The sequence below is a fragment of the Streptomyces sp. NPDC001219 genome (assembly GCF_053597915.1).
Map to the genome: position 1 here is coordinate 110,356 of NZ_JBSFJF010000007.1, position 11,656 is coordinate 122,011.

At 71.8% G+C, this 11,656-nt stretch carries 10 protein-coding genes and 1 riboswitch; of the genes, 8 read left to right on the forward strand and 2 right to left on the reverse strand.

Annotated elements, in window-relative coordinates; all coding sequences use genetic code 11:
* The first annotated feature begins 10 nt into the window (after positions 1-10).
* A riboswitch (ZMP/ZTP riboswitch) is annotated at positions 11-102 on the forward strand.
* A 42-nt stretch (positions 103-144) separates the two neighbouring features.
* Positions 145-1,416, forward strand: coding sequence for a serine hydroxymethyltransferase (locus tag ACWC9R_RS06560; protein WP_450729271.1), 1,272 nt, complete (start codon positions 145-147; stop codon positions 1,414-1,416).
* Between the two features lie 92 nt (positions 1,417-1,508).
* Here the strand turns inward: ACWC9R_RS06560 and ACWC9R_RS06565 are convergent, their stop codons facing one another.
* Positions 1,509-2,840: a cytochrome P450 family protein gene (locus ACWC9R_RS06565; protein WP_450729272.1), complete on the reverse strand. Its 1,332-nt coding sequence runs from the start codon at positions 2,838-2,840 to the stop codon at positions 1,509-1,511.
* Positions 2,841-3,260: 420 nt separating this feature from the next.
* On the opposite strand from ACWC9R_RS06565, the gene trpS reads away from it, so the two are divergent.
* The 3 genes from trpS (at position 3,261) to ACWC9R_RS06580 (ending at position 6,255) form a co-directional block, all read left to right on the forward strand.
* Positions 3,261-4,271, forward strand: coding sequence for a tryptophan--tRNA ligase (gene trpS / locus ACWC9R_RS06570; RefSeq protein ID WP_450729328.1), 1,011 nt, complete (start codon positions 3,261-3,263; stop codon positions 4,269-4,271).
* A 182-nt stretch (positions 4,272-4,453) separates the two neighbouring features.
* Positions 4,454-5,038 carry a 2'-5' RNA ligase family protein gene (locus ACWC9R_RS06575; RefSeq protein WP_393358856.1) on the forward strand — a complete coding sequence of 195 codons (585 nt, stop codon included), beginning with the start codon at positions 4,454-4,456 and terminating at the stop codon, positions 5,036-5,038.
* A gap of 206 nt (positions 5,039-5,244) precedes the next feature.
* Positions 5,245-6,255, forward strand: a complete 1,011-nt coding sequence (locus ACWC9R_RS06580) for a YihY/virulence factor BrkB family protein (RefSeq protein WP_450729273.1) — start codon at positions 5,245-5,247, stop codon at positions 6,253-6,255.
* A 75-nt stretch (positions 6,256-6,330) separates the two neighbouring features.
* On the opposite strand, the gene ACWC9R_RS06585 is transcribed toward ACWC9R_RS06580, so the two are convergent.
* Positions 6,331-7,755 carry a D-alanyl-D-alanine carboxypeptidase family protein gene (locus ACWC9R_RS06585; protein WP_450729274.1) on the reverse strand — a complete coding sequence of 475 codons (1,425 nt, stop codon included), beginning with the start codon at positions 7,753-7,755 and terminating at the stop codon, positions 6,331-6,333.
* A gap of 10 nt (positions 7,756-7,765) precedes the next feature.
* On the opposite strand from ACWC9R_RS06585, the gene ACWC9R_RS06590 reads away from it, so the two are divergent.
* From ACWC9R_RS06590 to ACWC9R_RS06605, 4 genes are all read left to right on the forward strand, one after another.
* On the forward strand, positions 7,766-8,053 hold the full coding sequence (locus tag ACWC9R_RS06590; RefSeq protein ID WP_450729275.1) for an SCO4848 family membrane protein: 288 nt from the start codon (positions 7,766-7,768) through the stop codon (positions 8,051-8,053).
* Positions 8,054-8,075: 22 nt separating this feature from the next.
* Entirely contained in the window at positions 8,076-9,548 is a 1,473-nt protein-coding gene (locus tag ACWC9R_RS06595; protein ID WP_450729276.1) for a metallophosphoesterase, read from the forward strand.
* Positions 9,549-9,819: 271 nt separating this feature from the next.
* A complete protein-coding gene (locus ACWC9R_RS06600; protein ID WP_450729277.1) occupies positions 9,820-10,131 on the forward strand; it encodes a hypothetical protein in 312 nt (103 codons plus the stop codon).
* 69 nt (positions 10,132-10,200) lie between these two features.
* Positions 10,201-11,616, forward strand: coding sequence for a hypothetical protein (locus ACWC9R_RS06605; RefSeq protein WP_450729278.1), 1,416 nt, complete (start codon positions 10,201-10,203; stop codon positions 11,614-11,616).
* Positions 11,617-11,656 lie beyond the last annotated feature (40 nt).

Here is an 11,656-nt window from a genome sequence, read left to right on the forward strand (position 1 = left end):
TAGACTCTGCGGTGCGCATCGCGACTGGCGTACGGGGAAGCGACCTCGAGGAAGCGGTGCGCGGCAACCATCACGAGGTGCCGCCCCGCCTGGGCACCCCGGGACCACGACCGGAAACACCGATCGACCGCCCCGGAGGACGCCATGTCACTGCGCCTTTCCCATCCCGCGCTGAGCGCCGCCGACCCCGAACTGGCCGCGCTGGTCGGCGCCGAGGAGCAGCTCCAGGCCGACACGCTGCGACTGATCCCCAGCGAGAACTACGTCTCCGCCGCCGTCCTGGAAGCCACCGGCACCGTCCTCCAGAACAAGTACAGCGAGGGGTACGCGGGCCGTCGCTACTACGAAGGCCAGCAGAACATCGACCGCGTCGAGACGCTGGCCGTCGAGCGCGCCAAGGCCGTCTTCGGTGTGGAGCACGCCAACGTCCAGCCGTACTCCGGCTCGCCCGCCAACCTCGCCGCCTACCTCGCCTTCGCCGAGCCCGGCGACACCGTGCTGGGCATGGCGCTGCCGATGGGCGGCCACCTCACGCACGGCTGGGGCGTCTCGGCGACCGGCACGTGGTTCCGCGGGGTGCAGTACGGCGTGCGCCCGGACACCGCGCTGATCGACTTCGACGAGGTGCGCGACCTCGCCCGCAAGGAACGGCCGAAGATCATCTTCTGTGGCGGTACGGCCGTCCCGCGCACCATCGACTTCGCCGCCTTCGGCGAGATCGCACGGGAGGTCGACGCCGTACTCGTCGCGGACATCGCGCACATCGCCGGGCTGATCGCGGGCGGCGCCCACCCCTCGCCGGTGCCGCACGCGGACGTCATCTCCACCACCACCCACAAGACCCTGCGCGGCCCGCGCGGCGCGATGCTGATGTCCCGGGCGAGCCACGCCAAGGCCGTCGACAAGGCCGTCTTCCCCGGCCTCCAGGGCGGCCCGCACAACCACACCACCGCCGCCATCGCGGTCGCGCTGCGCGAGGCGGCCGCCCCGTCCTTCCGTGACTACGCGCACGCCGTCGTCGCCAACGCCAAGGCGCTCGCCGAGGCGCTGCTGGCCCGCGGCTACGACCTGGTCTCCGGCGGCACCGACAACCACCTGGTGCTGATCGACCTCACCTCCAAGGACGTCCCGGGCAAGGTCGCGGCGAAGGCCCTGGACCGGGCCGGCATCGTCGTCAACTACAACACCGTCCCCTTCGACCCCCGGAAGCCCTTCGATCCCTCCGGCATCCGCATCGGCACCCCGTCCCTCACCTCCCGCGGACTGGGCACGGACCGGATGCCGCTGGTCGCCGACTGGATCGACCGCAGCGTCCGGGCCGCGGCGAAGGGCGACGAGGAGGCACTGACGGTGATCCGCGGCGAGGTCGCGGAGCTGATGGCCGGCTACCCGGCACCGGGTCTGCCGACCGCCTGACCGCGGGGAGCCGCAGGCTTCTCGCAGATTCACCGGGCCACCGGCTGACCGGCTCACCCGCTCACCGGCTCCCCGCGCCCCCGCGCCCGGGGTCAGCCGGTGAGCCGGACCGGCAGCACGCCGGTGCTGTTGCCGACGAAGCTCTGGTGCGGCGGCAGCTCCGCGTCCGGGACGGCGAGGTCCAGCGCCGGATAGCGGGTGAAGAGCGCCTCCAGCGCGACCGTCGCCTCCAGCCGGGCCAGCGGCGCGCCCAGGCAGTAGTGCGGCCCGTGACCGAAGGAGAGGTGCCGGGCGGCGGGCCGCCGGGTGACGTCGAACCGGTCCGCGTCGGGCCCGTACGCCTCCGGGTCCCGCCCGGCCGCGGAGTAGGAGGCCAGCATCGGGGTGCCGCGCGGCACGACCGTACCGCCCAGCTCCAGGTCCCGGACCGGATAGCGGAACGGGAAGTGGGCGACCGGGCTGTCGTGCCGCAACGTCTCCTCGACCACGTCGTCCCAGGTCGCCCGCCCGGCCCGGACCAGCTCCAGCTGCGCGCGGTCGGTGCACAGGGCCCGCACCGCGTTGGTGATCAGATTGAGCGTGGTCTCATGCCCGGCGATGATCATCAGCAGCAGGGTGCCGACCAGCTCCCGGGCGCTCAGCCGGTCGCCGTCCTCCTCCTGGGCGGCGAGCAGCGCACTGGTCAGATCGTCCCCGGGGTCCGCCCGCCGGGCCTCGGCGACCTGCCCGAGGACGGCGGTGATCTCCCGGTTGGCCGCCTGCACCTCGGCCGCCGTGCCGGTGGTGCCCACGATCACGTTCGACAGCTCGTGCAGCCGGTCGCGTAACGCGGCTTCCACGCCCAGCAGTTCGCAGATCACGCCCATCGGCAGCGGATAGGCGAAGTGCCGGCGCAGATCCACCGTGCCGTCCGCCGCTGCGGTGCCCGGCAGCCCGTCCAGCAGCCCGGCGGTCAGCTCCACCACCCGGGGCCGCAGGGCCGCCACCCGCCGCGCCGTGAACACCTGGGTCACCAGGCCGCGCAGCCGCCGGTGGTCCGCGCCGTCGGCCGTGGTCATCCCGTCGACGGTGGCGAAGGTGGTGAGCGGCCAGCCGGGCGGCACCGTGCCGTCGTGCAGCGCCGTGAAGTGGCGGGCGTTCTTGGCGACTTCGGGGTGCGCCAGCACCTCGCGGAGCACCGCATGACGGGTGACGGCCACCGCCGGCACCTCCCCGGGCAGCAGCACGGGAACCACCGCCCCGGCCTCCCGCAGCACCGCATCGGCCGCGGCCCGCCCGGCGCCCCCGGGGGCGAGCCGGTGCGCCGCCTCGCCCCCGGGGCGCGCGGGGCAGGAGGCGCCGGGCTGGGGGAGGGGAGCGGGGGCGGCGAGGCGGGAGTCGTCGGCGATCGGCTGTCCGTCGGAGATCGGCTGTCCGTCGGTCATCAGCGGTCCTCACAGATCGGTGGCGGTGATCGGTGGCGGTGATCCGGGGCGGTTGATCCGGGCGGTGCGGGAGGCATGATCCGGGCGGTGCAGGAGCCGTGGGCACGGGGCCCATGCGAGCGGACCATGGTGCCGGGGCCGCGTACGGCGCTGCCGCGCGGCCACGACAGGTCCACGATTCCAGCTCCCGGCCGCCCCGAACAGGCCGCCGCGAAGAGGCACCGCGGCGCAGACGGCAGCGGCCCGTCGGGAGGGCCCGCCACGCCGTCGGGAGGGACCCGCCACGCCACGGCCCACCGGGACGGTCGCCGTGCGCGCCACCACGCGCCGTTGCCCTCTCCCCGACCTGAGACAATCAATGACATGGCTCTCGATCGCCCGCCCGTCGCCCACCACCACCCCCAGGGGAATGGCTCCGCCATGCAGCAACGTCCGCGTGTGCTCTCCGGCATTCAGCCCACCGCCGGCTCCTTCCACCTCGGCAATTACCTCGGTGCGGTACGCCAGTGGGTGGCGCTCCAGGAGTCCCACGACGCCTTCTACATGGTGGTCGACCTGCATGCGATCACCGTTCCGCAGGACCCGGCGGAGCTCCGCGGCAACACCCGGATCGCGGCCGCCCAGCTGCTGGCCGCCGGGCTCGACCCGGAGCGCTGCACGCTCTTCATCCAGAGCCATGTGCCCGAGCACGCCCAGCTCGGCTGGGTCATGAACTGCCTCACCGGCTTCGGCGAGGCGTCCCGTATGACCCAGTTCAAGGACAAGTCCGCCAAGCAGGGCGCCGACCGCACCTCCGTCGGCCTGTTCACGTACCCGATCCTGCAGATCGCCGACATCCTGCTCTACCAGGCCCACCAGGTCCCGGTCGGCGAGGACCAGCGCCAGCACATCGAGCTGACCCGCGACCTCGCCGAGCGCTTCAACAGCCGCTACGGCGACACCTTCACGATGCCCGCGCCGTACATCCTCAAGGAGACGGCGAAGATCTACGACCTGCAGGACCCGTCGGCCAAGATGAGCAAGTCGGCCGCGAGCCCCAAGGGCCTGATCAACCTCCTCGACGAGCCGAAGGTCTCCGCGAAGAAGGTCAAGAGCGCGGTCACGGACACCGACACCGTGATCCGCTACGACGCCGAGAACAAGCCCGGCGTCTCCAACCTCCTCACCATCTACTCCACCCTCACCGGCACCACGATCGCGGAGCTGGAGCAGCAGTACGAGGGCAAGATGTACGGCGCGCTCAAGACCGATCTCGCCGAGGTGATGGTCGACTTCGTCACACCGTTCCGGGACCGTACGCAGGAATACCTGGACGACCCGGAGACCCTGGACGCGATCCTGGCCAAGGGTGCCGAGAAGGCCCGCGCGGTGGCCGCCGAGACCCTCGCCACCACCTATGACCGGCTCGGATTCCTGCCGGCCAAGCACTGACGCCACCCCCTCGCGCGGCGGGCCACGGCCTGCCGCGCGGACCCCGCCGAGCCAGGGGGCCCCGCCCGTGGGCCCTTTGTCCGCTCGCAACAGGGCCGAGGACGCTCCCCGCGAAGGGCGCGCACCCGGCACACTAAGAGGGTGCGCGAGCGCGCCGCACACACGTCAGGAGGGAGAACACAGTGGGGACCGTAACGCTGGGCGTTTCGATCGCGGTCCCGGAGCCTTACGGCAGCTTCCTCCAACGGAAGCGCGAGAGCTTCGGGGACCCTGCCGCACCCGGCATCCCCACGCATATCACCCTCCTCCCGCCGACGGAGGTACGGACCGAGGCTCTGCCCGCCATCGAACGCCACCTCGCCGAGGTCGCGGCCGGCTGCCGCCCCTTCCCGCTCCGCCTGGAAGGCACCGGGACCTTCCGGCCGCTCTCCCCGGTGGTCTTCGTCAAGGTCACCGACGGGGTGGCGGGCTGCACCGCCCTCCAGGCCCGTATCCGCGCCGCCTCCGGCCCGTGCGCCCGCGAGCTCCAGTTCCCGTACCACCCGCATGTGACCATCGCCCACGGCATCACCGAAGCGGCCATGGACCGCGCCCAGGCCGGGCTCCGGGACTTCACCGCGACCTGGACGATCGGTGGCTTCGCCCTCTACGAGCAGGGCGCGGACGCGGTGTGGCGGCTGGAGCGGGAGTACCCCTTCGGGCCGCAGACCGCCGGCGTCCCCCGCCAGGCCGCCGACCTCTCCCGCCCCTCGGCACCGTCCTGCTGACGGCTGACGGCTGACGGCTGACGGCTGACGGCTGACGGCGGGCCGACGCGGGTGCCCCGGCCCGCTGCCCCGGCCCGCGATGGCCGTACGGCACGTATGACCGTGCACGGTTCCGGGGTACCCGGACGCTAGTGTTCCGGATCAGCCGGGGCGCCGGCCGCCGCCTCTGCCCGACCCGGCGGCCGACAGGGCATGAGGGGAACGCCATGAACTGGTTGAGCACACTCCCGGTGATCGGACCGGTCGTCAGCCGGCTGATGACCACCCACCTCTGGCGCGCCTACGAGCGCATGCTCCGGGTGCACTGGACCAGGCTCGCCGCCGCGATCACCTTCACCAGCTTCGTCGCGCTCTTCCCGCTGCTCACCGTCGCCGCCGCGATCGGTGCCGCGCTGCTCAGCGACGCCCGGCTGCACTCGCTGGAGGGCAAGCTCGCCGAGCAGCTCCCCGGCCTCTCCGACCGGCTCGACATCGCCGGACTCGTCTCCCACGCGACCACCGTCGGCCTGGTGGCCGGTGCGGCGCTGCTGCTCACCGGCATCGGCTGGGTCGAATCGCTGCGCGACTGCCTGCGCGCCGTGTGGGAGAAGCCCGACGAGGACACCAACTTCTTCCTCGGCAAGCTCCGGGACGGCGCGCTGCTGCTCGGCGTGGGCGGCGTGGCCGTGCTCTCCCTGGCCTGTTCGACGTTCGCGTCCGCCGCGGTGGACAAGGTGGCGGAGGCGATCGGTCTCCCGGAGGGCGGCATCGGCAGCATCCTGCTCTCCTCCGCCGGATTCGTCATCGCCGTCCTGGCGGACTTCCTGCTGCTCGCCTACATACTGACCAGGCTCCCCGGCGTCCATCCGCCGCGCCGTGCCGTCGTGGTCGCCGGCCTGCTCGGCGCCATCGGCTTCGAGCTGCTGAAGCTGCTGCTCAGCGGCTACCTCCAGGGCGTCGCCTCACGGAGCATGTACGGCGCCTTCGGCACCCCGATCGCCCTGCTCCTGTGGATCAACTTCACCGCGAAGCTGCTGGTGTACTGCGCCTCCTGGACGGCCACGGAGGGGAAGGGACGGCAGGGGGAGGGCGAGGGGCTCAAGGTGCCGGAGGTGCCGGAGCATCTGAAGGGGCCGGAGCGACCGGAGGGGCCGGAGCATCTGAAGGGGCCGGAGAGGCGGGGAGACCCCGAGGACCGGGAAGGCCCCGAGGGCCCGGAGCGGCCCCGGGAGACCTAGCCCCACCTCAGGACCCAGCGCCCCAACCCGGCAGATCTCCCGCCCCTCCCTGACCCATCTCCCGCCCCCCTGCAATCACTTGGGGGAGCGGCGGCCCCGTACCAGCTCGGGCAGCGGCCAGCGGCGGTGCACGGCGAACGCCACGAGGGCGAGCACCGCCAGCGCCCCGCTGGTGAGACCCACCGCCGTCCAGGCGCCGCTCTTGCCGCCGGAGCTGTTCAGCGCGGCCTGGGTGCTCCCCTTCGCGTCCTTGTTCCTGCCCTTCGCCCCCACGGCGCCGGTGCCGTCGTCCTCGCTCCGGGGGCCGACGAGCCGGCCGACCGGCTCCACCTTGTCGGCCGCCGCGAAGCCCCAGTCGAGGAGCTTGGCGGCCTCCTTGTAGGCCTCGTTGTGCTCCTTCTTCTCCGGGTTCATGACCGTGACCAGGAGCTTGCGGTCGCCGCGCTGGGCGACACCGGTGAAGGTCGACCCCGCGTTGGTCGTCGAGCCGTTCTTCACCCCCGCGATCCCCGGATACGGCTTGATGTCGTAGTCGCCGCTCAGCAGCCGGTTGGTGTTCTGGATGCCGAACGAGGCCCGCTTGCCGTCCTTGCCCTTGTCCCCGGGGAACTGCGCACTGGCCGTCGAGCAGTACTCGCGGAAGTCGGGGTTCTGCAGACCCGACCGGGCGAACAGGCTCAGGTCGTACGCGCTGGACACCTGGCCCGGCGCGTCATAGCCGTCCGGCGTCACGACGTGGGTGTCGTGGGCGTTGAGCTCCTTGGCGCGCTTCTGCATCTGCGTGACGGTGGCCGCGGTCCCGCCGTTCATCGCCGACAGGGTGTGCACCGCGTCGTTGCCGGACCGCAGGAAGACCCCCAGCCACAGGTCGTGGACGGAGTAGCTCAGGTTCTCCCTTATCCCGACGAGGCTGCTGCCGGCGCCCATCCCCTCGAGGTCGGCGGGCTTGACCGTGTGCTTCTGGTTCTTGGGGAACTTCGGCAGCACGGTGTCGGCGAACAGCATCTTCAGGGTGCTGGCCGGCGCCAGCCGCCAGTGCGGGTTCTTGGCGGCCAGCACCTTGCCGGACTCGGCGTCGGACACGATCCACGAGCGGGCCGTCAGCAGGTCCGGGCCCGGCAGCTTGGGGCTGCCCGGCTTCAGGGCCACCTGCACGCCGGGCGCGCCCAGCCGGTCCCCGCCGATCTGCGACATCTTGGCCGGGGGCTTGGGCGCCTTCGGCTCCTTGGGGTCGGCGTGGGCGGTGCCGGCCAGGAGCGGGGTGGCCAGCAGCCCGGAGGAGGCCAGTGCGGCGACGGTGCGCAGGGGGAAGCCGTGACGCGCCGCGCGTCCGGCGCTGCCGGTCGTGGCCGAGGTGTCCGGGGCGGTCGGGTCGGTGGAAACCGTGGAAGCACTGAAGGTCGTCGGCACGTCGGTGAACGTACCCGGCTTGGCCCGGGACGCCGACAGCACCCCACGGAAGAGTGCCCCTGCCGACCGCCGGATGGAGCCGCTGCCCATACTGGGACGTATGAAGCTCTCTCGCCCCGTGTCCTGGTTCCTGCTCGCCTTCGGGGTGTGGAGCTGGTTCATCTGGATCACTTTCGTCAAAAACCTCTGGAAGGACGGGAGCGGTCTCGCCTTCGACGACGCGGGTGACCCGACCGCCTACTTCTGGGTCCATCTGCTGCTCGCGGTGGCTTCCTTTCTTTTGGGGACGGTGATCGGGGTGATCGGGTTCCGTGGTGTACGCGCCTTGCGCCGCGAAGCCGCGGACCGTACGCCCCAGCCACCCGCCTCCTCCTCGTCCGCCTCCTGAACCACGGGCACGGGGAGACGTCGTGATCTTCGCCCTGATCGTGATCCCGGTCCTCGGACTGTTCTTCGGCGTGCACCGCTACCTGTGGTGCCGACTCGTCCGCGACACCACCACCCCGGACAGCCGCCTCCGCCGCACCGGCACCGTCGCGGCCTTCGTCCTCCCCCTGTTCACCCCCGCGGCCCTGCTCTCCGCCCGCACCGGCACCCCCTTCCCCCTCCAGCAGGCCCTCGCCTGGCCCGGCTACCTCTGGCTGGCCCTGGTGCTCTACCTCACACTGGCACTGCTGGCGGGGGAAGCGGTCCGGGCGGTGTGGCTGAGGGTCGCCCCGGACCGCGAGCCGACGGAACGGGCCGGGGCATCCGCCAACGAGGGGCGGATGGAACGGGGCGCGGATTCCACCGACGACGGGCGGGCGGAACGGGATGCGGCGTCCACCGACGACGGGCGCGCGGAACGGGGCGCGGCGTCCATCGACGACGGGCGCGCGGAACAGGCCGGGGCGTCCGCCGGGCAGAGACGCACGCAGGACAGCGCCTCGCCCGCCGCTCCCGCCCGCGAACCCGAATCCGACCCCCCGGCCCCGCCCCCGAATCCGTCCCCCTCCTCTCCCTCCCCCTCCCCCACACTCCTCCCGCCCCACACCCCGGCCCTGCCGCCGCCCCCCACCCCGCCCCGCCGTCTCTTCCTCGCCCGGGCGGTCGCCGCCGGCGCCACCCTCGCCGCCACGGCCGCCGTCGGATACGGCACCGCCACGACCCTCCGCGGCCCGGTGGTCAAGCGCGTCACGATCCCGCTGGCCAAACTGCCGCGCGCCGCCCACGGCTTCCGGATCGCCGTGGTCAGCGACATCCACCTGGGCCCGATCCTCGGCCGCGCCCACACCCGGCGCGTCGTCGAGACGATCAACCGCACCCACCCCGACCTGGTGGCCATCGTCGGCGACCTGGTCGACGGCAGCGTCACCGACCTCGCCCCGGCCGTCGCCCCCCTGCGCGAACTCCGCGCCCGCCACGGCACCTTCTTCGTCACGGGAAACCACGAGTACTACTCCGGCGCCGACCAGTGGGTCGACCACGTACGGGAGTTGGGCATCCACCCGCTGGAGAACGTACGCACCGAACTCCCCGGCTTCGACCTCGCCGGCATCAACGACGTCGCCGGCCAGACCGAACAGTCCGGCCCCGACTACGACCAGGCCCTCAGCGACCGCGACCCCGCCCGCGCCGTCGTCCTGATGGCCCACCAGCCGGTCACCATCCGCGACTCCGTCCGCTACGGCGTCGACCTCCAGCTCTCCGGCCACACCCACGGCGGCCAGATGTGGCCCTTCACCTACATCGCCGACGCCACCAACCCCACCCTCGCGGGCCTGGAACGCTACGGCGACACCCAGCTCTACGTCTCCCGCGGCGCAGGCACCTGGGGCCCACCGGTACGCCTGGGCGCCCCACCGGACATCACGGTGGTGGAACTGGCTTCGCTGCGGGCGTAGTTCCGCGACCGGGGCGCTGCTGGGCCGGTCCGGAGGGGTGAACGGCGCGCGGTTCGGGTATTGGGTAACGGACTGTCTACAAAGTGCGGTTGCATTACGCCTGGAATCGGACAGATCACGACTTACGATCTTGCTATTCCGGCCACCAAGTCCGTAACCTTTATTGACTTTACGCTGCCCGTCGACCCTCGCCGTGGCGGCGCCGGACGGGGCGGCGCGGCGATCGGGCGACGGGGTTCAGCCGGGTGCGCGCATTACGGGGAGAGTGGTCATGGGCAAGCATTTCAAGGTTGATCTCGACGAGCTGGACGGCGTCGTCCGCCAGCTCCGGCATCTTCAGCACGACATGAATGAAACCGGCCAGAACGTCGAGTACGGCACGAACATTCCCAAGTCGGCATTCGGGATCAACTTCGGCGAGGCGGAGGAAGTCTCCCACGCCCATGACCGCATGCAGACGTACCTGAAGGACGTCGTCAAGGCACTCCAGGACCTCACCCACAAGTTCGGCGAGAAGACGGAGTCCAGCCGCGGTGCCTACGAGGACCAGGACCACGCGACCAAGGTCTCGATGAACGGCTGATGTTCCACGGTGGGTGCAGGACGAGGACGAGAGGAATGACGATGAAGGGGGGCCGTTGTGGTTAGTGCCATGGAAGAGCGTGAGAGCGCTCAGGCGATGGAGAAGCAGCGGGAGGATGATGAGCGGGCGGACAAGCTGAAGTCCTTCAAGGGCCAGCGCCTGACCCCGCGCTCTCCTTCCGACTTCCATCACCACGGCATCGACGCGCTCCGCAAGATGATCGAGAACGCCAAGCCGGACACGCTCGAGGCTGCTGGCGACCACTGGCGCAAGTCCGCCGACATGCTCGGTGGGCACGACGGCCAGGGGGGCATCCGCAAGAAGTTCATGGATGCCGTCGATCACGCGACGGCGCACTGGGAGGGCTCGGCGGCGGACGCGTTCCGCCGGGAGGCCGTCAGCGTCCTCAGCAAGATCGACAAGACGTACCGGCATGCCCGCAAGGCCGAGGCGTCCTTGATCGGCTCGCGTGAGTCGGGTCCGCATGTGGGCCTCGCCCACAACCTGCGCGAGGCCATGACCGCCATGTCCAAGATCCACAACCCGGGCAAGTGGGACCGCTTCAAGGACGACAGCGGCGACGACTCCCAGTTCCATCGGGACATGGCGAACCCGAAGATGGACACCCGCCAGGCGCTGGCGCTCAACCGGGACAAGCTGTCCCTGACCAAGGAGCGCCAGGTCGAGGCCGTCATCGTGATGGATGAGCTGGCGAGCCACTACTCGGGACGTGCCGAGATCTGGCAGGACGACGGCGACGACGGCCTCAACGGCGACTGGCCGAAGGAGCCCTCGAGCAACCAGCATCCGCCTCCGGTGCGAATGCCCGACACGGCCGACAGGTTCCACCCGGACCCGTCGTCGGTCACACCGCACCAGCCCAGCGGTGCGGGTGGTGGCGCGGTCCCGGCCGGATTCGACGGACCCAAGATCAGCCGGCCGGATCTCCCGGTCACGACCGGACTCGACAGCGTGCAGGGCGGCACCATGACCCCGCCCTCGGTTTCCGGTGGGCACAGCGGTCTCCCCTCCGGCGGCGGACACGGCGTGGTCGGCGGCCCGGGCGGCGGTCCGGGCGGCGCGATGCCGCCGGGCCCCATCGGTATGCCAGGGGGCGCCCTGCGTTCCGGTGGCGGCCGTGGTGTACCGGGCGCCGGCGGCATGCGAGGCGGCATGCCGGGCGCGGCAGGTGCGGGCGGCGCCAAGGGCGGCAAGGCGGGCGTGGCAGGCCGCAGCGGTGCGCAGGCGCGTACCCGTGGCGGCATGGTCGGCAAGCCGGGCGGCCCCGCGGGCGGCGCCAAGCAGGGCGGTGCTGGACTGCACCGCAGCCGTGGCGGCCAGCAGGCGGGCATGGGGGCCGCCGGAGCCAAGGGCAAGGACAAGAAGGAGAAGGAGCGCACCACCGGTCAGCGCCCCGACTACCTCGTCGAGGACGAAGAGACCTGGACGCCGCAGCGCAACGTGGCGCCTCGCGTCATCGAGTAGGACACCTGCACCGTCGTATGACGGCTGGTAAGGAGTGGCC

Excerpts from the sequence above, each read along its gene's own strand:
- ACWC9R_RS06560 (WP_450729271.1), top strand. The coding sequence starts at position 145 with ATGTCACTGCGCCTTTCCCATCCCGCGCTGAGCGCCGCCGACCCCGAA.
- ACWC9R_RS06565 (WP_450729272.1), bottom strand. The coding sequence starts at position 2,840 with ATGACCGACGGACAGCCGATCTCCGACGGACAGCCGATCGCCGACGAC.
- trpS (WP_450729328.1), top strand. The coding sequence starts at position 3,261 with ATGCAGCAACGTCCGCGTGTGCTCTCCGGCATTCAGCCCACCGCCGGC.
- ACWC9R_RS06580 (WP_450729273.1), top strand. The coding sequence starts at position 5,245 with ATGAACTGGTTGAGCACACTCCCGGTGATCGGACCGGTCGTCAGCCGG.
- ACWC9R_RS06585 (WP_450729274.1), bottom strand. The coding sequence starts at position 7,755 with ATGGGCAGCGGCTCCATCCGGCGGTCGGCAGGGGCACTCTTCCGTGGG.
- ACWC9R_RS06590 (WP_450729275.1), top strand. The coding sequence starts at position 7,766 with ATGAAGCTCTCTCGCCCCGTGTCCTGGTTCCTGCTCGCCTTCGGGGTG.
- ACWC9R_RS06600 (WP_450729277.1), top strand. The coding sequence starts at position 9,820 with ATGGGCAAGCATTTCAAGGTTGATCTCGACGAGCTGGACGGCGTCGTC.
- ACWC9R_RS06605 (WP_450729278.1), top strand. The coding sequence starts at position 10,201 with ATGGAAGAGCGTGAGAGCGCTCAGGCGATGGAGAAGCAGCGGGAGGAT.